Origin of the sequence: Streptomyces sediminimaris, assembly GCF_047049295.1 — a bacterium.
Lineage (GTDB): Bacteria > Actinomycetota > Actinomycetes > Streptomycetales > Streptomycetaceae > Streptomyces > Streptomyces sediminimaris.
Window position 1 is genome coordinate 1,466,603 of record NZ_JBJWOT010000001.1, and the last position, 20,939, is coordinate 1,487,541.

Below are 20,939 nucleotides of genomic sequence, written 5' to 3' on the forward strand. Positions count from 1 at the left end.
CCACGGGAAACGCACCCGGCAGGAAACAACCGGGGTCGACCGCCCCGGGACAGGGCCTAGGAGCCGCCATGAGCAACGGAGACACGCACGGCGACGGGCGCGGCTGCGTCGTCGTCGGCCCGTCGCTCCGCACTGCAGCCTTCTGATCCACAGCAGCCTTCTGAAGGAACGACGAAGGGGACGTCATGACGGACAAGTTCGTCGCCGCGATCGACCAGGGCACCACCTCCAGCCGCTGCATCGTCTTCAACCAGGACGGCGCGATCGTCGCCGTCGACCAGCGCGAGCATCGCCAGATCTTCCCCAAGCCCGGCTGGGTGGAGCACGATGCCACCGAGATCTGGTCCAAGGTGCAGGCCGTGGTCGCCGGAGCACTCGCCAAGGCCGGGCTGCGCGCGGACCAGCTCAGCGCGCTCGGCATCACCAACCAGCGCGAGACCACCCTCCTGTGGGACCGCGCCACGGGCAAACCCGTGCACAACGCGATCGTCTGGCAGGACACCCGCACCGCGGCGCTGACCAGGCAGCTCGGCGGAACCGACGGGCAGGACCGGTTCCGCGAGCAGACCGGGCTGCCGCTGGCCACCTACTTCTCCGGCCCCAAGGCCGCCTGGCTGCTCGACAACGTGCCCGGTCTGCGGACCCGCGCCGAGAACGGCGAGATCGCCTTCGGCACCATGGACTCCTGGCTCATCTGGAACCTGACGGGCGGCACCGACGGCGGACACCACGTCACGGACGTGACCAACGCCGGCCGCACCATGCTGATGAACCTGGAGACCCTCCAGTGGGACTCCTCCATCCTCACCGCGATGAACATCCCCGAGGCGGTCCTCCCGGAGATCAAATCCTCGTCCGAGGTGTACGGCACCGCCGTCGGCCAACTGGCCGGGGTACCGGTCGCCTCCGCCCTCGGCGACCAGCAGGCGGCCGTGTTCGGGCAGGCCTGCTACGACGTCGGCACGGCCAAGAACACCTACGGCACGGGCTCCTTCCTGCTGCTCAACACGGGCAACCGGCCCGTGGCGTCGAAGAGCGGACTGCTGACGACGATGGGCTACAAGATCGGCAGCGAGGCGCCGGTCTACTGCCTCGAGGGATCGATAGCCATCACGGGCGCGCTCGTGCAGTGGTTCCGCGACCAGCTGGGCATCATCCGCACCGCCGACGAGATCGAACCCCTGGCGGCGAGCGTCGAGGACAACGGCGGGGCGTACATCGTGCCGGCCTTCTCCGGTCTGTTCGCACCGTACTGGCGCTCGGACGCGCGCGGTGTCGTCACCGGCCTGACGCGCTACGTCACCAAGGCCCACCTCGCCCGGGCCGTGCTGGAGGCGACCAGCTGGCAGACGCGCGAGGTCGTGGACGCCATGTACCAGGACTCCGGCGTGCACATCACCACCCTCAAGGTGGACGGCGGCATGACCAAGAACAACCTGCTCATGCAGCACCAGGCGGACGTCCTCGACGTTCCCGTGGTCCGCCCGAAGGTCTCCGAGACCACGTGTCTGGGCGCCGCCTACGCGGCGGGACTGGCCACCGGGGTGTGGAACGACCTCGACGAGCTGAAGGCCCACTGGCAGAAGGACGTCGAGTGGACGCCCGCCATGGAGGCCTCCGTGCGCGACCGGGAGTTCCACAACTGGCGCAAGGCCGTGGAGAAGAGCTTCGGCTGGGCGGAGGACAGCGAGGACTAGGCACGCGCGCGTGGGCGCCATCGGCTGCGGCTCGTACCCCGGTCGGCGGGGGTACGGGCCGTACGCGTGGCTCAGGTGGTGACGGCCTGGCGGCGGCTCGCCGCCTGCGCCATCGCGTGCTGGACGACGCCGATGAGGACGCGCTTGACCGACTCCCGGTCGCGGGCGTCGCACAGCAGCAGCGGTACGTCCTCGTCCAGATCGAGGGCCTGGCGGACGTCGGCCTCGGGGTAGCGGGCCGCTCCCTCGAAGCAGTTGACGCCCACGACGAAGGGGATGGAGCGCCGCTCGAAGTAGTCGACGGCGGCGAAGCAGTCCTCCAGGCGGCGGGTGTCGGCGAGCACGACGGCGCCCAGGGCGCCCTCGGAGAGCTCGTCCCACATGAACCAGAAGCGCTCCTGCCCCGGCGTGCCGAACAGGTACAGCACGAGGTCCTCGCGCAGCGTGATGCGGCCGAAGTCCATGGCCACCGTGGTGGTGTGCTTGCCCTCGACGCCGCTCGTGTCGTCGATGGGCCGTCCGGCCTCGGTGAGCAGTTCCTCGGTGCGCAGCGGCCGGATCTCACTGACCGCGCCGACGAGGGTGGTCTTGCCCACGCCGAAACCGCCGGCCACCAGGATCTTGAGCGTGACGGGCTCCACCGGGGGCTTCCCGCGCTCAGAACGCCCGAAGATCATCGATCTCTACTCCTGCTCGCTGGGGATGGGACGACGGCGGGCCGTAGCCTCCGCCGCCGGGGGTTTCGATGACGAGTACGTCGCCGGGACCGACGGCGGCCGAGTCACTGCCGCCGAGGGCGGTGACGGTGCCGTCCGCGTGCTCCACCCGGTTGGCGCCCAGGGCACCGGGCTCGCCGCCCGCCATGCCGTACGGCGGGACCCTGCGGTGCTGCGACAGCGTGGAGACCGTCATGGGTTCGTGGAAGCGGATGCGGCGCACGGCGCCGTCCCCGCCGGGCCAGCGTCCGGCGCCGCCGCTGCCCGGGCGTACGGCGAACTCGACGAGGTGCACGGGCAGCCGCCACTCCAGGACCTCGGGGTCGGTCAGCCGCGAGTTGGTCATATGGGTCTGCACGACGGGCGCGCCGGGGAAGCCGTCGCCCGCGCCTGAGCCGGAGGCGACCGTCTCGTAGTACTGGTACCGCTCGTTGCCGAAGGTGACGTTGTTCATCGTCCCGGACCCCTCGGCCTGCACCCCGAGCGCGGCGTAGAGGGCCCCGGTGATCGCCTGGGAGGTCTCGACGTTTCCCGCCACCACCGCGGCCGGCGGCTCGGGCGCCAGCATGGAGCCGGGCGGCACGATGATGTCGAGGGGGCGCAGACAGCCGTCGTTGAGCGGGATGTCGTCGGCGACGAGGGTGCGGAAGACGTAGAGGACGGCCGCGTTGACCACCGCGAAGGGGGCGTTGAAGTTGCTCGCCAGCTGGGCGGAGGTGCCGGTGAAGTCGATGGTCGCGGAGCGCTTCGCGCGGTCCACGCGCACGCGTACGCGGATCCGCGCGCCCGCATCGGTCTCGTAGGCGTACTCGCCGTCGTCCAGCGCGTCGACGACGCGCCGCACCGCCTCCTCGGCGTTGTCCTGGACGTGCTTCATGTACGCCTGGACGACGTCGAGGCCGAAGTCCTCGATCATGCGGGCGACCTCGTCGACGCCCTTGCGGTTGGCGGCGATCTGGGCGCGCAGGTCGGCCAGGTTGGTCCTGGGGTTGCGGGAGGGGTGGCGCGCCCCGGTGAGCAGGCGCAGGGTCTCCTCCTCGCGGAAGCGGCCGTGCTCGGCGAGCAGCCAGTTGTCGAAGAGGACGCCCTCCTCCTCGATCGTGCGGCTGTTCGCGGGCATGGAGCCGGGGGCGATGCCGCCGATCTCCGCGTGGTGGCCGCGGGAGGCGACATGGAAGAGGATCCGGTCACCCTGCGTGTCGAAGACCGGGGTGATCACGGTGACGTCGGGCAGGTGGGTCCCGCCGTGGTACGGGTCGTTGACGGCGTAGGTGTCGCCCGGGCGCATCGAGGGGCCGCGGCGCCGGATGACCTCCTTGACGCTCGTGCCCATCGAGCCCAGGTGCACCGGGATGTGCGGCGCGTTGGCCACCAGGTTCCCGTCCGGATCGAAGAGGGCGCAGGAGAAGTCGAGGCGCTCCTTGATGTTGACGGACTGGGCCGTCGACTCCAGTCGGGCGCCCATCTGTTCGGCGATCGACATGAAGAGGTTGTTGAAGACCTCGAGCAGGACCGGGTCCGCTTCCGTGCCGAGACCGGAACTCTCCGTGATCGCCGCGCGTTCCATGACCAGATGTCCGTCGTCGCGGGCCGTGGCCTGCCAGCCGTCGTCGACGACGGTCGTCGCACTGGCCTCGGTGATGATCGCCGGGCCGGTGACGGTGTCGCCGGGAGGAAGGTCCTCGCGGCGGTGGAGGGGCACCTCGCGCCAGCTGCCGGCGGTGTGCAGGCGTACGGCCGCAGGGGCGGCCGGACTGCCTTCGCGGGCGGCCCGGTAGGGGGCGAGGGCGGACAGATCGGGGGATTCGGTGATGCCGGTGGCTTCCACGGAGAGGGCTTCGACGACGATCGGCCGGTCGAGCGTGAAGGAGTACGTGGCGCGATGACGCTCCTCGAAAGCACGGGTCATCGTGTCGGGTCGGGTCAGCTCGACGGTGAGCGTGGTGTCGGTGCCGTCGTAGCGCAGCTGCGCGCGGCGGGTGACCCGGATCCGGTCCTCGGGGACGTCCTCGGCGAGGAGCTCGGAGCGGGCCGCCTGCTCCAGGTCGTCGGCGGTCTTCAGGACGGCCGGCATGGCGGCCGGCTCAAGGGGCGCCTCCACGGACTGCTCGCGCATGGCGGTGGTGTCGGCGAGACCGATGCCGAGCGCGGACAGGACGCCGGCCATCGGCGGTACGAGGACGGTGCGGATGCCCAGCGAGTCGGCCACCATGCACGCGTGCTGGCCACCCGCGCCGCCGAACGTCGTGAGGGCGTAGCGGGTGACGTCGTGGCCCTTCTGGACGGAGATCCGCTTCACGGCGTTGGCGATGTTGGCGACGGCGATCTGCAGGTAGCCCTCGGCCACCTGCTCGGGCGTGCGGTCGTCCCCGGTCCGCGTGTTGATCTCGCGTGCCAGGGCGGCGAAGCGGTCACGGACGAGGGCGGCGTCGAGCGGCTGGTCGCCCTGCGGGCCGAACACCTCGGGGAAGTGCGCGGGCTGGATCCGGCCGAGCATGACGTTGGCGTCGGTGACGGCCAGCGGGCCGCCGCCCCGGTAGCAGGCGGGCCCGGGGTCCGCGCCCGCCGAGTCCGGCCCTACGCGGTAGCGGGTCCCGTCGAAGTGCAGGACGGAGCCGCCGCCGGCCGCGACGGTGTGGATGTCCAGCATCGGCGCGCGCAGCCGGACACCGGCGATCCGGGTGGTGAAGACGCGTTCGTACTCGCCCGCGAAGTGGGAGACGTCGGTGGAGGTGCCGCCCATGTCGAAGCCGATGACGCGGTCGAATCCGGCCAGCTGGGACATGCGCGCCATGCCGACGATGCCTCCGGCCGGCCCGGAGAGGATGGCGTCCTTGCCGCGGAACTGCCCGGCCTCGGCGAGCCCGCCGTTGGACTGCATGAACATCAGCCGCACGCCCCGCAGCTCGTCGGCGACGTGCTGGACGTAGCGGCGCAGCACAGGCGACAGGTAGGCGTCGACGACCGCGGTGTCCCCGCGCGGCACGAGCTTCATCAGCGGGCTGACCTCGCTGGACAGCGAGATCTGCGGGAAGCCGAGGCGGGCCGCCAGCTCCCCCACGGCCTGCTCGTGGGCGGGATACAGGTGGCTGTGGACGCAGACGACGGCGACGGCGCGGATGCCGTCCTCGTACGCCTTCCGGAGGGGGCCGGTCAGCGCGTCCAGGTCGGGGGCGCGAAGGACCCTCCCGTCGGCGGCGACGCGCTCGTCGACCTCCACGACCCGCTCATGGAGCAGCGAGGGCAGGTCGATGCGGCGGGCGAAGATCTCGGGGCGGTTCTGGTAGGCGATGCGCAGGGCGTCCCGGAAACCGCGGGTGACGACCAGCAGGGTGCGTTCGCCCTTGCGTTCCAGGAGGGCGTTGGTGGCGACCGTGGTGCCCATGCGGACGGCCTCGATGGGCTCCGGGGAGCCGTCGAGCAGCTCGCGTACGCCGGCGACGGCCGCGTCGGAGTACCGCGCCGGGTTCTCCGACAGCAGCTTGTGGGTGAGCAGGCGGCCGTCGGGGCGTCGCGCGACGATGTCGGTGAAGGTGCCGCCCCGATCGACCCAGAACTGCCAGCCTGTCACGTCCGTACCCCGCTTCCGCACGGCTCACAGTGCCCGGAGGCCGTTGATCACGTCGCGCAGAATACTCTCGTCCGGCAGTTCGGCGGGGGGTACGGGGCGCGTGACATGGACGAATTCCCGGGCGACGAGGTCCCCGACGAGGACCCGTACCACTCCGACGGGCAGATCGAGTTCGGCGGCGAGTTCGGCGACCGACTGAGGGGCGTCACGGCACAGACCGACGATGTCCACGTGTTCCGGGGACAGCGTCGGGTCGGCGTCCGGGTCACCCGCCCCGGGCTCGGTGACGACCACCGCGATCAGGTCGAGACGGTGCTGGCCCACGCTGGTGGTCCGGCCGCGCGTCATCGCGTACGGACGGACCACCGGTCCGGCCTCGTCGTCGAACCAGTGGCTTCTTCCCTGACCGTCAGCGCTCATGACATCCCACTACCCGCCTGCGGGCAGATCGGTGCGCGGTGCCGAGCCGAGATGCACGCCCACTCTCTTGACCAGGAGCGTCATCTCGTACGCCACCTGGCCGACGTCCGAGTCGGCGTCCGAGAGGACGGCCAGGCAGCTGCCGTCACCGGCGGCCGTGACGAAGAGGAAGGCGTCGTCCAGTTCGACGACCGTCTGCCGGACGTTGCCGGCCTCGAAGTGACGGCCGACGCCCTTGGCGAGGCTGTGGAACCCGGAGGCCACGGCGGCGAGATGCTCGCTGTCCTCCCGGCTCAGGTCCTTGGACACGCCGGTCGCCAGGCCGTCGCCGGAGAGCACGACGGCTTTGCGGATGCTCGCGACCCGGTCCACCAGGTCGTCCAGAAGCCAGTTGAGCTCCCCGGACCTGCCGGTCTCGGTGTGGCCGGTCGCCTTCGGTGCGGTCATCGACCGTCCCCCTCTGTCGTTCGTTGTGGTGCTGTGCCGCTGTGGGCGTCGCCCGCGGCGTTCTCGTCGCGGCCCCGCTGCCAGCCGCGCTGGAGCGAAGCCATCCGGCTGCGTACCTCGTCGGCGTCCCGTTCCGCCGGCTGCGTGCTGTCCCGCGCGGGTTGCCGGGTGCTCTGCTTCAGCTGCGGAGCCAGGTTCGCCTGCCGTACGCGCCGGGGCAGCGGGCCGTGGCCGGGGCCGGGATCCTGGGGCGCGGCGCCGGGGCGCCGGGCGGCGTGGTCCGCGCCGCCCGGGGCGGAGGGCCGCGGGCCCTGGTCGTCGCCCAGCGGCTCGGGCGCCGGGGACCCGGACGGGCCGGGCCCGCCCGTGCCGGGGCGCAGCGGTGAGGCTCCGCGCCGGCGGGACGGCAGCGCCGGCGCCGCTTCCCGGCCGGACCGGTCCGGACCCGTACCCGCCGGTGGGCCGTCGCCCCGGCGGCGCTGCGGCAGCGGTGCCGCGCCGTCCGGCTCGGGGCGCCCCGGGCCGGCCGGCGGCTCCCCGCCGGCGTCCTCGCGCCGCGGGCGGTGCTCGGTGACCGGGCGTCCGTGCGAGCTGATCAGCTTGGGCGTGCGCCGGCGGGTCAGCGGCACGGCCTCCCCCGTGCTCTCGCGGGCGTCGAAGCGGGCCGGCTCCCGGGTGCCGGGGCGGTCGTGGAGCGGACCGTCGCCGTGGCCGGCCGCCTCGTCGTCCGCGAGGGCGATGGAGCGCCGGGGGCCGAAGATCCCGCCGCGTTCGCTGTCCTGGCCGTCGAGGGCGCCCGGGAAGTCCTCGACGGCGTCGAGATCGACCGGGGCCTCCAGTTCGACCGGTCCGTCCAGCAGGGCCGCGGGCAGCCCGGGAAGCTGCACGGGCGTCTTGGAGAGCGAGGTGCGCCGGCCCTCCTCGAGCTCGGCCTCCTTCGAGGGGTGCGGCCGGTCGAGACGGAAGCCGATGCCGTTGGTGTCCGGGACGTCGTCCGTCAGCAGTGCGTCGGGGACGAAGACGACCGCGGTGGTGCCGCCGTACGGGGACGGCTGGAGGGAGACCCGCACGTTCTGCCGCTGGGCGAGCCGGCTGACCACGAAGAGACCGAGCCGGTCGGTGTCGGACAGCTCGAACTCCGGAGTCTCGGCGAGGCGCAGGTTGGCGTCCAGGAGGGCGTCGGCGGCCATACCGAGACCACGGTCGTGGATCTCCAGGGTGAAGCCGTTGGCGACCCGCTCGCCCAGGACCTGGACGGCCGTGTGCGGCGGGGAGAACACCGTGGCGTTCTCCAGGAGTTCGGCCACGAGGTGGGTCAGGTCGGCGACGGCGGGACCGGTGACGGCGACGCGGGGCAGGCGGCGGACCTCGATGCGCTCGTAGTCCTCGACCTCGGCGACCGCGGCCCGGACGACGTCCATGAGCTGGACGGGCTTGCGCCACTGCCGGGACGGGGCGGCGCCGGAGAGGATCACGAGGCCCTCGGCGTGCCGTCGCATGCGGGTGGTCAGATGGTCGAGGCGGAAGAGGTCGGCGAGTTCGTCGGTGTCGTCGGTCCGGCGTTCCATGCTGTCGAGCAGCGTGAGCTGCTTGTGCAGGAGGACCTGGCTGCGCCGCGCGAGGTTGACGAACACCTCGGACACCCCGGCCCGCAGTTCGGCCTGCTTGACGGCGGCCTCGACGGCCGCGCGCTGCAGCGTGTTGAGGGCCTGGCCGACCTCGCCGATCTCGTTCTTGTCGTACTCCAGGCGCGGGGCCTCGGTCTCCACGTCGACCTGTTCGCCCGCGGACAGGCGGCGCATGACGCTGGGCAGCCGGACGCCGGACGCCTCGTGGGCCTCCAGGCGCAGCTGCCGCAGGTCGCGGATGAGGCCGCGGCCGACGCGCACGGACAGGAAGAGCGAGAGCAGCACCGCGACCAGGCCGAGGACGCCGGCGACGGCCGCCTTGGCGATGACGCCCATGGCGACCGGGCGGACGCGGTCCTGGTAGCGGTCGCCCGCCTCGTCGTTGAGGGAGCCGAGCCTGTCGAGCACGTTGCCGGCGGCGGCGTCCCAGTTCTGCGCGGTGACCTCGCCGGCCCTGCCGTTGGAGGAGGAGGTGGCGGACTGCTCGGCCACGCGCAGCGGTGCGGTGGCGGCGTTCTTCCAGAACTCCTCGTAGCGGTCGCGGTCCGAGGACGGCAGCAGCGGCAGGTTGACGTCGTACATCAGGTTCCGCTGGGCCACGAGGTCGCTGACGTCGCGGCTCTCCTCGCGGGTGAGCCGGCCGACGATCAGGGAGGAGCCGAGCAGGGCGTCCTCGCGGGAGAGCAGCTCCCGGGCCCGGGCGAGGTTGACCAGCGCGCGGTACTGCTTGTCCATCTCGACGTTGTCCACGACGTGGAGGTTGCCGAGCAGGACGTAGCAGGGATCGATCAGGCGGTTGTAGAGGTCGAGGGCCTGGGCGCGGTCGACGGTGCCGTCCTCGACGCTGCGGCGCAGGGCGTCGATGCCGTCGAACGCCTCCAGCACGGTGGTCAGGCGCTCGTCCGCGCCGCCTCCCAGCGCGTCGCGCACGTCGGGGTTCCTGGCGTTCGTGCGGATCCTGCCGACGGCCCTGTCCGTGGCGGTCCGGCTGTGCCGGAGGTCGGTGAGCCCCTCGGAGGCGCGGGGATCGGCGAGGTAGACGAGTGTCTGGCGGCGTTCCTGCTGCAGCACACGGACGGTGTCCTCGATCGGGTAGCCGACCTTCTCGACCACGTCCGACACGTTGAACAGGTCTTGTGCCTCACGTCCCGTCAGTACCGTGGCGAAGCCCCAGATCGCGGTGAGGGACACCAGCGGCACGAGAAGCAGCGCCACGATCTTCCGGCGGATCGACTTCCCGCGAAAGCGCATGGCCTCCCCCAGCTCGACCCCCTGCGACCGGGGGTACACATGTACGTCAACAAACGGCGCGAGCCTACTACCGACACACGGCCAACTCGAAGAGCCGTCCGGAAGCTGAACTTCCGCGCGGGCGGCGAGACATACGGAGTTGTCCGGGCATGGTGGGAGATCGACTCCCCCGATCCCTCCACGAGGGGCGAAACTCCCCCTGCCGGTCCGATCCACTGATTGGCCGGAAACACACGCTCGGGGGGAATCTTCAGGTCGCCCCGTTCGTCCTCCCAACGGGAGATGCGCGGAATCGGGCCGCATGAGCGGCATCCGGCACTTGGGCGGCGTAAAACAACGCAAGCCGGGCAGCCACTGGGAAGGCCGTGCCAACAGGTGCGGGCGAGCAGTCTGCGGCGGTGGGGAGTGACACGTTGATGGGGACGGCGGAGCGGCGCGTGGCGCCCGGGGACGGTGCGGGGGCGCGATCGGCGGTGCGACGGGGTCCTGAGGCGCCGGATCGCGACATTCCGGCAGAGGAGCGCCGGGTCCTGTGGGTCGAGGAGCCGGCCCGCCGGCGCCGGCTGCCCGATCCGGTCCGGACGGCGGCGGTGCGTGCGGTGATCATCATCTCCGTGACGCTGATCCAGGCGATGGTGGCCTTCTTCTGCACGATGGCCGGGTCCTGGCTGGCCTTCCCGATGGTCATCAGCAGCATCGTCAGCACCGTGGTGGCCACCTGGGGCGCTCTCGACGTGTGGGTGACCCGCCAGGTCTGGAACCAGCGTTACGGCGTGGTGTCGGACCCGAGCAGCACCGCCCGGGCCCTGCGCCGCGAGCGCCGCCGGGCCCGGCGGCAGGCGAGGGCCACCGAGCGGGCGCAGGCCCGCATACGCAGGCGCGGCGGCACCGGCAGGCTGTCGCACCCCTGAGCCCTGCCGCACACCGGACCGCTCGGAGGGCGCTCTCGAACCGTGCCGCTCGCGGGTCGTCCTGGGCCGTTTCGCTCAGGGGGTGGTGGAAGCCGGCCGCTTGAACATCCGGGTGGCCGTGATCTCGCTGTGCGCCCCTTCACCGTCCCCGGCCGGGGTCTGCTGCGGCAGGCCCGGACGCAAGTGCTCCTCCACGCTGATGTACTTCAGCCCCGCCCGCAGGTCGGCGTCGTTGCGCAACCTGATGACCAGCGGGAACTCCGCCAGCGCGGTCGTGTCGAACAGGCCGGTGGTGTACAGCAGCTGGACGCCGAGCGCGTCGGACACCGCCCGCTGGAGCTCCAGCAGATAGGTGGCGTTGGCGCGCCCGATGGGGTTGTCGAGGAACAGCGTGCCGGCGTGCCGGTGCCTGTCGCGGCCCCGGTCGTTGGAGCGGAGCGCGGCCATGGTGCAGTACAGGGCGATCGCCGCGGTGAGCAACTGGCCGCCGGAGAACACGTCGCCCATCTGCCCGACGGGTACCCGCTCGGCACGCAGCACGGCATCCGGCTTGAGGATCTCGACGGCGACGCCCCTGGGCTGGAGCGCCGCGCCGACGCCTCGCAGCAGCAGGGACATGCCGTCGCGCCGCAGGTCGGAGTTCTTCCTCACGGCGGCCCGGGTGGCCTCGTCGATCACCTCGCCGAGCCGCTCGGTGAGCGTGGCCTGGTCGGGTTCCTCGAAGCGGACGCGCAGGAACTCCTGCCCGGACCACTCGCCCAGCCCCTCGGGCAGCCGGGAGAGCCGCTGGGCGGACCGCAGGGTGGCCAGCGCCGACTCCACGAGTCCGCGCAGCCGGTCCACGATGGAGTCCCTGTTCCGCTCCAGCTGTGCCAACTCGTCGCTCAGGACCCGGAGCCGGGGTGCGAAGGCGTCCGCCCACTTCTGGGCGTGCTCGGGCAGCGCGGAGGCGGGCAGCTCGCGGATCTGCTGCCGTGCGGGGGTGCGGACCTGTTCGTAGCGCGTGGAGTTGGCGTGCCGGACCAGGACGTCACTGGCTTCCCGCACGGCGGCCTCGGCGGCCGACAGGTCGGCGGCGCAGCCGCGCAGGGAGCGGCGGGCGTCGGCGGCCGCGTGCCGGGCCTCCTCCAGGCTGCCGGGGTACGGCTCCGGCTCCTCCTGCTCGTCGTCGGAGAGGTGTTCGCGCAGCAGGTCGCGGAGCATCGCGGCGATCTCGTCGAAGCCGCCGGCGGCGTCCTCGGCCACGCGGTGGGCGTCGAGGAGTTCGGCGTGCGCCTCCCGGGCCTCGCTCAACGCCTCGGTGCGTGAGGCGAGTTCGGCGGTCGCCGTGCGCAGCAGCGCCTGTGCGTGCTCCGCGTCGCGCGGCTGCCGCTCCTCGGGCAGCTCGGTGTGTGCCCCGCCCTCCTCGGGCGCGTGCCGCTCGGCCTCGCCGCGCAGCCGCCCGAGCTGTTCGCTCGCGGTCGACATCCGGGTCTCCAGAAGCTGCACGAGTTCCTCGGCCCGCGCCGCGGCGGCCTGCCGTGAGGGCCCGTCGGAGCCGTCCGGGGACTGCAGCAGCTGTTCCGCCCGGGTGCGGACCTTGTTGCTGAGCCGGTCCAGCTCCGCGCGGGCCGCGCTCTCGTCACTCTCGGCGCGTGCCTGCTCGGCCCGCAGGTCGGCGCCGACGCCGACCTTCTCGTAGACCTGGGAGGCGGCGCGATAGGCCTCGCGCAGGGCGGGCAGTGACGACGTCGGTTCCGAGCCGTCGCCCTCCGCCTCCGGCACGTCATCGGGAGCGCCCGCGATCTCGGCGCGCTCGGCGCGCAGGGCGCGGGCCGTGCGGCGCGCGTCGTCGGCGGCGCGCTGGGCGCCGCGGCGGTCCTCGTCGGCGGCGCGGGCGCGCTCCAGGCAGGCCTGGGCGCGGGCCTCCGACTCGGCGCCCTCGTCGGCCAGTTCACGCAGCTTGACCTGCCAGCCGGCCCGCTCGCGCAGCCGGAAGGCGAGCCCGGCGAGGGCGTCGGCCGAGCGCCGGGCCTGCTGGGCGGCCTCCTGCCGCTCGTCGCGCATCCGCGCGGCCTCGGCGGCGCCCTCGTCGGCCTCGGCGCGCACCGCCCGTGCCTCGGCCAGCTCGGCTTCGGCCTCCTGGGCGAACGCGCGCGCGTCGTGCGCGGCCTGCCCCAGTTCGACGAGCCGCCCGGCCGGACAGCCGGTGCGCCAGGAGGCGAGCCGCGCCGCCAGCTCCCGGTCCTTGCCGAGACGCGCGGCGAGCGACCTGATCTCCTCGTCCCGCTCGGCCGCCCGCGCGCGCAGCGCCTGCCGCTCCTCGTCGGCGGCGTGCTCGTCGTGCATCGCGGGGTTCGGCGGTACGAGGAAGACGCCGCCGTCGCCCGACTCCGCGGCCGGGGTGGGCGCGAGCAGGGCGGCGGCGGTGCCGACGGCCACGGCGGAGCGCGGCAGCAGCGCCGCGTCAACGAGGGCCTCGCGGGCACGGCCGTGGGTGCCGGGGTCGGTGATGATCACGCCGTCGACGAGTTCCGGCCGGGCGGCGAGCACGCGCGCGTGGTCGGCCGGGTCCACGGCCTGGGCGAGGTAACGCCAGCCGGGCAGTGCCGGGATGCCGTGCTCCCCGAGGAACTCCACGGTCGCCAGCACGTCCGGCCCGGGCGGCAGCAGCCCGCCGTCACCGAGCGCGCCGAGGATCCGGGAGTCGTCGGCCGCCGCGGTGCGCAGATCGAAGAGCTGCCGCTCGGCGGAGGAGACGGAGTCCTCGAGCAGCTCGCGCAGCTCGTCGGCGAAGCGGTCGAGCTCCTCGGGGCTCAGGGCCGCCCGGTCGCTCAGGGCCGCGTCCCTGGGGCGCGGAACCGCGGGGCGCGCGTCGTCGGCGGTGACGCTCAGCAGCTCCGCCAGCCGCTCCTCCGCGGCCAGCGACTCGGCGGTGCGGCGCTCGGCCTCGTAGGACCGCTGGGCCGCCGTGGCCGCGTCCGCCGCACGCGCCGCCGTCAGCTCCGCACGGGATTCCGCCGAGGCCGCCTCGCGCGCGTGCTCCGTGGCCCTGCGCGACGCCTCCCGTGCCGTGTCCCAGGCGGCGACCGCCGTCTTCTCGGCGTCGCTGGCCGCGAGGGCGGCGCGGGCCGGGTCGGCGTCGGGGGCGCTGTCGTCGAGCCAGCCGGCGCGCACCGCCTCGGCGGTCTCCTGCTCGACCTCGGTCAGGCGCTGCCGCAGATGCCCGATCTCGCTGCGGGCCCGCTGTGCCTCCGTGGCGGCGGCGGTCGCATCACGGTGGGCGGCCTCGCCGGCCTCCTGCAGGGCGGCGGAGCGCTCCTCCTCCTCGTTGGCCAGGCTCTCGGCGCGCTCCGCCGCCGCGTGCAGGGCCCGTACGAGGTCCACGGCGGCCCTGGCGCGGGCGGCGAGGGCGGGAGCGGCGTCCCGTTCGGCCTCCTGGATCGCGGCGGCCACCCGCGCGGCGCGGTCGGCGGCGGCGCGGTGGCGCAGCACGGCCTCGGCGGCCTGCCAGGCGGAGTGCAGGGTGCGCGCGTCGGCGAGCTCGCGCTTCTGCGCCGCCGCGGACTTCTCGGCGGCGCTGAGCGCCAAGGACGCGTGGCGGTAGGCGAGTTCGGCGGCGATCAGGGCGGCGCGCTGCCGGGCGCCCTCGGCGTGGGTGACCGCGTAGGCGGCCGCGGTGACGCGCTGGGCGAGGTCGGCCGCCCGGAGGCGCTCCTGCGCGCCCCGGGCGGACAGCCGCCGGGCCAGCGCGCGGGTGCGGCGCTCGGCGCCGGTGTGGACCTCGCGCGCGCGGGCGCGCGTCCCGGCGGCCTCGACGATCCGTCCGAGGAGGTCCACCGACCCGGCGGTGAAGTCCCGTTCGGCGATCAGCTCGGCCCTGCGGCCGAGCTTGTTGCCGAAGCCGCTGACCAGGTCGGCGAGCCCGTCGGTGTCCCTGGTGTCGGTAACGGCGCGCAGCAGCAGGTCGGTGAAGTCGGAGTCCTTCTTGACCGCGAAGAGCCCGGCCGCCTCGCCCTCGTCGGCGTTCATCTCGCGCTGGTAGCGGAAGAGTTCGGGGTCGAGGCCGAGGTCGCCGAGGTGCTCGATCCACCGGTCGTGGATCTCCTCCCAGTGCACCTCCAGGTGGGGGTAGGCCTTGCCCGCCTCGGTGAGGGCGTCGCGGAATCCCTTCATGGTGCGCCGGCGGCCCCGCGCGCCCGACTGCCCCTCGGCGATCGGTCGCACGGCGGTGGTCTCGGCGACGGGGAGGCTGTCCAGGGACAGCCCGGGCCCGGGCCGGAAGGAGTACCAGGCCTCGGCGAACTTCCGCGGGTCGTTGGAGACCTGCCGCCCGCGCCACTCGCTGACCTTGCCGACCACGACGCATTCACCGGTCAGGGTGTGCTGCCACTCCAGGGCGACGTGCCCGCAGTCGTCGGCGAGCAGGAACTTGCGCAGCACGCCGGAGCTGGCGCCGCCGAGGGTGTTGCGATGGCCCGGCAGCATCACGGAGAAGATCAGCTTCAGCAGCACGGACTTGCCGCCGCCGTTCTCCAGGAAGAGCACGCCGGCGGGCGCGGGGCGGCGCGGCGGGCCGACCGGCTCCTCCTCGAAGAACTCCGCCTGGGTGGGCGCCGGGGTGGGCACCGGCTCACCGACGCCGCGCAGGTCGAGCACGGTGTCGGCGTAGCGCGCGCCGGCGGGGCCGATGGAGTAGAGGCGGACCCGGGACAGCTCGTACATGGCGGACTCTCGTAAGTCTTCGGCAGGAGGGGGGAGTTCAGGAGTGGGACGAGTGGAACGGCAGCCCGGCGTCGGCCACCGGTTCCGCCGCGTCGGTGTCGTCGGCGGGCACCAGGGTCGGCGTGCCGTCGGTCACCGGGACCACGCCCAGCTCCAGCAGTTCGGTCATCGCGGCGCTGCCCGCCATGTCCCGTACCTGGAGCTGGTAGCGGGTCGTCGTGCGGTACGTACCGCCGTTGTCGTCGCCGGTGCGCTGCAGGAAGCCGGAGTCGGTCAGGAACGCGGCGGCCTTGCCGACGATGCCGGTGGTCGAACCGGCGAGTCTGCGCGCGTCCTTGGTGGCACCGGTGGCGCTGCGTCTGATCCAGATCCGCCAGGCGGCCTCCAGGCCGGGCGCGTCGGTGGCCGGGTCGGTGTTGTCCCCGCGCTCCGCGGCCCGCTCCTCCAGGCGGCGGCAGGCCTGGCGTACGAAGGTGTCGACGCCGTTGACGGTCACGCGCCCGACGTAGCCGTCGTCGGCGAGGTCCTCGGGGCGCGGGAACGCCATGGCGGCGATGGCGAGATGGGCCAGACCGTGCAGGAAGCGGTCCGAGCCGTCGGCGGACGTGCGGCGTGCGTAGTCGCTCATGCGGACGGCGAACACCGAGTCCTCGGCCGCCGTCACGGCCATCCCCGCGCGCGGGGACACCTCCAGCACCACCAGCCCGAGCCCGGTGGCCACGGCGTCCGCGAGCCGCGCGAACGGCGGGTCCTCGCGGTAGCGGCGCAGCAGCTCGGTGTACTCCTGGTCACGCGCGGGCTGCAGCTTGGGCTGCAGCCCGAACGCGACGAGCCGCGCGGCGTCGGCGGCGTCGGCGGGCGTGACGGCGGCGGGGACCGGCGCCACGCCGGTCCCCGGCTCGCTCCACTCGACGTGCTCGGTCACGGCTGTCGCTCCTTGCTGCTCTCACACCGGTCCGTGCGGTGCCCGGGTCGGTTCACGCCGCCTCCGTCCTGTCGGCCGCCATCCCCGCCGCGTCCAGCAGGGCCGTCCCCACGATCAGGTCGGCACCGCCGAACTCCGGGTCCTCCAGCCGGGTCCCGTCGTCCACGGCGAACAGCAGCTTCGCCTCGCCCTGGCGGTAGGCCGTCCCCACGGGCGGGCTGGCCGCGTGGACGGCCAGCAGGGCCACGAGGTAGGGCAGGTCGGGGTCGCGGCGCCGCGCCTCGGCCAGCAGGCCGGAGAGTCTGCGCGGCGCGTCCGCCGGGAGATCGAGCAGCTCGGTCGCCGCGGCCAGCTGCTCCTCGCTGAAGCGGCTGTCGTCCGGTGTGGCGATGAGATCCGGCTCCGGCATCTCGGCGCCCAGGTGCTCCCGCTCGACCGGCGGCGTCAGCAGGATGTCGACGAGGTCCGACACGCGGACGGAGACCGGCGTGCGCAGCCCGGTCCCGCGCGCGAAGAAGGCGTCCGTGACGCGCACGGACCGCTCCAGCGGCAGCGGCAGGATCGGGGCGAGGAGGTGCCCGTACAGGTCTGTCCCCGAGGACGTCATGGGGGTGGCGAAGGCCTGCCGGTCCTGTTCCGCGCGGAACAGCGGCCCGGCCTCCAGCAGCCGGGACTGCAGTTGCGTATGCCTGCGGATGCAGTCCTTCACGATGTCCACGAGCTCGGCCGCGCGCCGCTTGTGCTCCGCGTCCTCCGTCTCGTCGCGCGCCTTGCGGATGTTGGTGAGGATCGCGTTCTCGTGGCGGTACCGGTCGGCGACGTGGTCCAGCGCCTCGGCGATCATGTCCGGTACGGCGTTCAGCCAGTCCACCGCGCGGACGTTGCGCCGGGTCGCCTCCAGGGCGCGGCGCAGCGTCTCCGAGTACTGCACCGTGCGGTACCTGGCCTGTTCGGCGGCGAGCTGGGCGTCGGCGAGCCGGCCCCGGTTGATCAGCACCTCCAGCTTGACCTCGGCGGCGATCTGGGCGCTGGTGACATCCGTGTCCAGGGCGCCGACCAGGACGTTGACCGCCTCGTCCGTCGTGCGGAGGTAGACGCTGCCGCCGGGGCCCGGCACCTCCTCGATCAGTTTGAAGTCGTAGTCACGGCGGACGTAGCTGCCGTCGGTGGTGAACGTGCCGTAGACGGCCCGGAAGCCGCGGTCCACGCTGCCGACGTTGATCAGGTTCTCCAGGACCCAGCGGGCCACGCGCTCGTGCTCGGCGACCGGCCGCCGCGGCGCCTGGGCGGCGATGCGCGGGATGAGACGGGCGACTATCTGGTCGCGGTCCGCGCCCGTGTCGAAGTCCATGTTCAGGGTGACCAGGTCGATGGCGGCGAGGGCCACCTCGGCCATGCCGTACACCGAGTACTCGCCCGCGAGGTTGGCCTTGCGGGCGTCGAGGTCGTGCAGCGGTGCGGTGCAGGCGAGCGCGCGCAGGCGCCGCGCCAGTCCTTCGTCGGCGGCCGGGCCCGGCGCGGGGCGCGGCCCCGCGCTGAGCTGGGGCGGAACGCTGTCCGTCGGTGCAGGCGAAGTCACGGTGCACAGACTAGGTCCTCGGTCTGACAACGGCCCAAACGGGCACGGAACGGCGCTGCCGGGAGCGCGCGGCGGCCGCGGGGAGGTCCGCCCCGCTTCACAGCAGGGCTTCGCCCTCCCCCACCCTGCGGCGGTAGACGTCGACCACGCGTTCCAGTGAGTCGTCCAGGTACACCGCGAGCATCTCTTCGGCGGCCGTCCGGTCCCCGGACTGCAGGGCCAGCTGGATCTGGCGGTTGCGGGCCAGGTAGGGCTCGTGGAGCCGCTTCGGGTCGTCCACGACGTGGAAGGCGAGCCGGAGTTCGGCGAAGACGCTGCGCATCAGCTCGTCGGTGCGGGCACTGCCGGCGAGGGCCACCAGTTCACGGTGGAAGTGGATGTTGGCGGTACCCACCGCTTTCCAGTCACCTTCGCGCGCCGCGCGCTGCCCCTCCTCGACGACCTGGGCGAGTGCGCCGAGGTCGTAGGGCGGCTCGCCCAGCCCGCGGACGACCGCGCACTCGACGAGCCGGCGGGTGCGGTAGATGTCCTCGACGTCCTCGACGGTCAGGACCCGGACGAAGACACCCCGGTTGAGTTCGTGGACGAGCAGGCGCTCGTGGGTGAGCAGCCGGAACGCCTCGCGCAGCGTGTTGCGGGAGACCCCGAGCGCACCGCCGATGCTGTCCTCCGACAGCCGGGTCCCGGGCGGGAAGAAGCCCTCGGAGATACGGCCCCTGAGGATGTCCGAGACCCGCTCGGCGGTGCTGGTGCGCCCCAGGAGGGCGCGGTCGTCGGCAAGTCCGTGCAACTGCTCTGCCATGCCCGGAATTCAATCGCAGATACAAGAACGAAACAACGTGGGTATTGAAGGATCGTTCAACGATCCTCTACGTTGCTCTTCACGGCGCCGCCTCCCCGCGGCGCCGGTCACTCCCGCACGGCACGGCTCACACCTGAAGCACCCTCCGTCCTCCCACTGCGAGGTGCACATGAGCACGACCCCCTCACCGCAGGCCCTGAGCACACAGCCCGGCCCGGACGAACGCGCCCCGGACGACGGCGCGCTGGGCTGGCTGCGCGCCCTGGGACCGCGCGGCCGCCGCGCCTTCGCGGGCGCCTTCGGCGGCTATGCCCTGGACTCGTACGACTACTTCACGCTGCCGCTGAGCATGGTCGCGCTGGCCGCGTACTTCGGCCTCGACAGCGGCCAGACCGGCCTGTTCACGACCGTGACGCTGGTGGTGTCCGCCGTCGGCGGCGCCCTCGCGGGGGTGGTGGCCGACCGGTTCGGCCGGGTCAGGGCACTGATGATCACGGTGGTCACCTACGCGGTCTTCACCGTCGCCTGCGGCTTCGCGCCCGACTACCAGACGCTGCTGGTCTTCCGCGCCCTGCAGGGCCTCGGCTTCGGCGGCGAGTGGGCCGTCGGCGCGATCCTCGTCGCCGAGTACGCGAGCACCCGGCACCGGGGCCGTACGCTCGGCGCGGTCCAGAGTTCGTGGGCCGCGGGCTGGGCGCTGGCCGCGATCGTCTACACCGTGGTCTTCTCCTTCGCCGGCGACGACCTGGCCTGGCGCGTCATGTTCTGGACCGGCGCACTGCCCGCGCTGCTGGTGATCTGGGTGCGGCGCCGTGTGCACGACGCCCCGGAGGCCGCCGCCGTACGCGAGAAGAGCGCGCGGAAGGGCGCCTTCACGGCCATCTTCAAGCCCGGTCTGCTGCGCGTCACGGTCTTCGCCGGGCTGCTCTCCACCGGTGTCCAGGGCGGCTACTACACGCTCGCCACCTGGGTGCCGACGTATCTGAAGACCGATCGCGGTCTGTCGGTCGTCGGTACGGGCGGCTACCTGACCCTCCTGATCTCCGGCGCCTTCCTCGGCTATCTGACCGGCGGCTACCTCACCGACCGGCTGGGCCGCAGGCGCAACATCTGGCTGTTCGCGCTGCTGTCGGCCGTGTGCATCCTGGCGTACGCGAACATCCCGCAGGGCGCCAACTCCCTGCTCCTGGTGCTCGGCTTCCCGCTCGGGTTCTGCATGTCGGCGATCTTCAGCGGCTTCGGCTCCTACCTGAGCGAGCTCTACCCGACGGCCGTGCGCGGCACGGGACAGGGCTTCACGTACAACACCGGTCGCGCCGTGGGCGCCGTCTTCCCCACGGCGGTCGGCTTCCTGGCGGACAGCTGGGGCGTGGGCGGTGCGCTGGTGTTCGGCGCGATCGGCTACGGCGTGGCGGCACTGGCCCTGCTCGGGCTGCCGGAGACCCGCGGAAGGGAACTGGCGTGAACCGCACGGAGGACCGCCCGCTGACCGTCGTCGACGAGCACGCGCACGCGTGGAGCCCGAAATCCGCCCGGGCCCGCTTCCGGAAGGGGCTCGCCGGCCCCACCGCCGGGGTGGCGGCCGGCCACACCCAGGTCAACCTGATCTCGGTGCCCGCCGACTGGGCCTACGACACGCTGCTGTTCTGCCAGCGCAACCCCAAGCCCTGCCCGGTGCTGGACGTCACCGACGCCGGGGACTTCACCACGGTCCTCGCGGACGGCGCCGACCTGCGCACCGACCTGCCGCGCTACCGCGTCTGGCGGGACGGGGAGCTGGCGGACGAGCCGACGGACGTGCGCGCGTACTGGCGCGGGGACCTGGTGTCGTTCCTCATCGGCTGCAGCTTCACCTTCGAGTGGGCGCTCGCCGCGGCGGGCGTCCCGATCCGCCACGTCGAGCAGGGCCGCAACGTCCCGATGTACGTGACCAGCCGTCAGTGCCGCCCCGCCGGGCGGCTGCACGGCCCGCTGGTGGTGTCCATGCGGCCGGTGCCGCCGGAGCACCTGACGGCCGCGCTGCGGGAGAGCAGCCTGCTCCCCGCGGTGCACGGCAGCCCCGTGCACTGCGGCCCGCCCTCGGTGCTCGGGATCGACGACCTGCGCAGGCCCGACTTCGGCGAGCCGGTGGACGCCGAGCCGGACGACATCCCGGTCTTCTGGGCCTGCGGCGTGACCCCGCAGGCGGCCGTGATGGCCTCGCGCCCGCCCTTCGCCATCACGCACGCACCGGGCCAGATGTTCCTGACCGACGCCCGCGACGAGCAGTACCGCGTGGCCTGAGAGGA

Annotated in this window: 13 protein-coding genes; 4 read left to right on the forward strand and 9 right to left on the reverse strand. The window is 73.2% G+C overall.

Features of this window, described 5'->3' with window-relative positions; all coding sequences use genetic code 11:
• Positions 1 to 185 precede the first annotated feature (185 nt).
• A complete protein-coding gene (glpK, locus tag ACJ9NR_RS06855) occupies positions 186 to 1,697 on the forward strand; it encodes a glycerol kinase GlpK (RefSeq protein WP_412489203.1) in 1,512 nt (503 codons plus the stop codon).
• Between the two features lie 71 nt (positions 1,698 to 1,768).
• On the opposite strand, the gene ACJ9NR_RS06860 is transcribed toward glpK, so the two are convergent.
• The 5 genes from ACJ9NR_RS06860 to ACJ9NR_RS06880 are packed head-to-tail and all read right to left on the reverse strand — an operon-like array spanning position 1,769 to position 9,730.
• Positions 1,769 to 2,374, reverse strand: coding sequence for a GTP-binding protein (locus tag ACJ9NR_RS06860; protein WP_412489202.1), 606 nt, complete (start codon positions 2,372 to 2,374; stop codon positions 1,769 to 1,771).
• Positions 2,355 to 5,984: a hydantoinase B/oxoprolinase family protein gene (locus tag ACJ9NR_RS06865; RefSeq protein WP_412489201.1), complete on the reverse strand. Its 3,630-nt coding sequence runs from the start codon at positions 5,982 to 5,984 to the stop codon at positions 2,355 to 2,357. Before ACJ9NR_RS06865 ends, ACJ9NR_RS06860 begins: the two co-directional genes overlap by 20 nt.
• Positions 5,985 to 6,008: 24 nt before the next feature.
• Positions 6,009 to 6,404, reverse strand: coding sequence for a DUF742 domain-containing protein (locus ACJ9NR_RS06870; RefSeq protein ID WP_412489200.1), 396 nt, complete (start codon positions 6,402 to 6,404; stop codon positions 6,009 to 6,011).
• A gap of 9 nt (positions 6,405 to 6,413) precedes the next feature.
• Positions 6,414 to 6,851 (reverse strand): roadblock/LC7 domain-containing protein, encoded by a 438-nt coding sequence (locus ACJ9NR_RS06875; RefSeq protein WP_412489199.1) that lies wholly within the window; start codon positions 6,849 to 6,851, stop codon positions 6,414 to 6,416.
• Positions 6,848 to 9,730, reverse strand: a complete 2,883-nt coding sequence (locus ACJ9NR_RS06880; RefSeq protein ID WP_412489198.1) for a nitrate- and nitrite sensing domain-containing protein — start codon at positions 9,728 to 9,730, stop codon at positions 6,848 to 6,850. Before ACJ9NR_RS06880 ends, ACJ9NR_RS06875 begins: the two co-directional genes overlap by 4 nt.
• 416 nt (positions 9,731 to 10,146) lie before the next feature.
• On the opposite strand from ACJ9NR_RS06880, the gene ACJ9NR_RS06885 reads away from it, so the two are divergent.
• The gene (locus ACJ9NR_RS06885) at positions 10,147 to 10,641 is read left to right on the forward strand and encodes a hypothetical protein (RefSeq protein WP_412489197.1); all 495 of its coding nucleotides are present in this window, start codon (positions 10,147 to 10,149) and stop codon (positions 10,639 to 10,641) included.
• 75 nt (positions 10,642 to 10,716) lie between these two features.
• Here the strand turns inward: ACJ9NR_RS06885 and ACJ9NR_RS06890 are convergent, their stop codons facing one another.
• The 4 genes from ACJ9NR_RS06890 to ACJ9NR_RS06905 form a co-directional block, all read right to left on the reverse strand.
• A complete protein-coding gene (locus tag ACJ9NR_RS06890; RefSeq protein WP_412489196.1) occupies positions 10,717 to 15,345 on the reverse strand; it encodes a hypothetical protein in 4,629 nt (1,542 codons plus the stop codon).
• 37 nt (positions 15,346 to 15,382) lie between these two features.
• A complete protein-coding gene (locus ACJ9NR_RS06895) occupies positions 15,383 to 16,270 on the reverse strand; it encodes a hypothetical protein (RefSeq protein WP_412489195.1) in 888 nt (295 codons plus the stop codon).
• Positions 16,271 to 16,322: 52 nt separating this feature from the next.
• Positions 16,323 to 17,849 (reverse strand): hypothetical protein, encoded by a 1,527-nt coding sequence (locus ACJ9NR_RS06900; protein WP_412489194.1) that lies wholly within the window; start codon positions 17,847 to 17,849, stop codon positions 16,323 to 16,325.
• 97 nt (positions 17,850 to 17,946) lie between these two features.
• Positions 17,947 to 18,651, reverse strand: a complete 705-nt coding sequence (locus tag ACJ9NR_RS06905) for a GntR family transcriptional regulator (RefSeq protein WP_412489193.1) — start codon at positions 18,649 to 18,651, stop codon at positions 17,947 to 17,949.
• A gap of 169 nt (positions 18,652 to 18,820) precedes the next feature.
• Here ACJ9NR_RS06905 and ACJ9NR_RS06910 point away from each other — a divergent pair, with 169 nt between their 5' ends.
• Positions 18,821 to 20,116, forward strand: a complete 1,296-nt coding sequence (locus ACJ9NR_RS06910) for an MFS transporter (RefSeq protein ID WP_412489192.1) — start codon at positions 18,821 to 18,823, stop codon at positions 20,114 to 20,116.
• Positions 20,113 to 20,934 (forward strand): putative hydro-lyase, encoded by an 822-nt coding sequence (locus ACJ9NR_RS06915; protein ID WP_412489191.1) that lies wholly within the window; start codon positions 20,113 to 20,115, stop codon positions 20,932 to 20,934. The genes ACJ9NR_RS06910 and ACJ9NR_RS06915 overlap by 4 nt, the downstream gene beginning before the upstream one ends.
• Positions 20,935 to 20,939: the final 5 nt, after the last annotated feature.

Excerpts from the sequence above, each read along its gene's own strand:
- glpK (WP_412489203.1), top strand. The coding sequence starts at position 186 with ATGACGGACAAGTTCGTCGCCGCGATCGACCAGGGCACCACCTCCAGC.
- ACJ9NR_RS06860 (WP_412489202.1), bottom strand. The coding sequence starts at position 2,374 with ATGATCTTCGGGCGTTCTGAGCGCGGGAAGCCCCCGGTGGAGCCCGTC.
- ACJ9NR_RS06870 (WP_412489200.1), bottom strand. The coding sequence starts at position 6,404 with ATGAGCGCTGACGGTCAGGGAAGAAGCCACTGGTTCGACGACGAGGCC.
- ACJ9NR_RS06875 (WP_412489199.1), bottom strand. The coding sequence starts at position 6,851 with ATGACCGCACCGAAGGCGACCGGCCACACCGAGACCGGCAGGTCCGGG.
- ACJ9NR_RS06880 (WP_412489198.1), bottom strand. The coding sequence starts at position 9,730 with ATGCGCTTTCGCGGGAAGTCGATCCGCCGGAAGATCGTGGCGCTGCTT.
- ACJ9NR_RS06885 (WP_412489197.1), top strand. The coding sequence starts at position 10,147 with ATGGGGACGGCGGAGCGGCGCGTGGCGCCCGGGGACGGTGCGGGGGCG.
- ACJ9NR_RS06890 (WP_412489196.1), bottom strand. The coding sequence starts at position 15,345 with ATGTACGAGCTGTCCCGGGTCCGCCTCTACTCCATCGGCCCCGCCGGC.
- ACJ9NR_RS06905 (WP_412489193.1), bottom strand. The coding sequence starts at position 18,651 with ATGGCAGAGCAGTTGCACGGACTTGCCGACGACCGCGCCCTCCTGGGG.
- ACJ9NR_RS06910 (WP_412489192.1), top strand. The coding sequence starts at position 18,821 with ATGAGCACGACCCCCTCACCGCAGGCCCTGAGCACACAGCCCGGCCCG.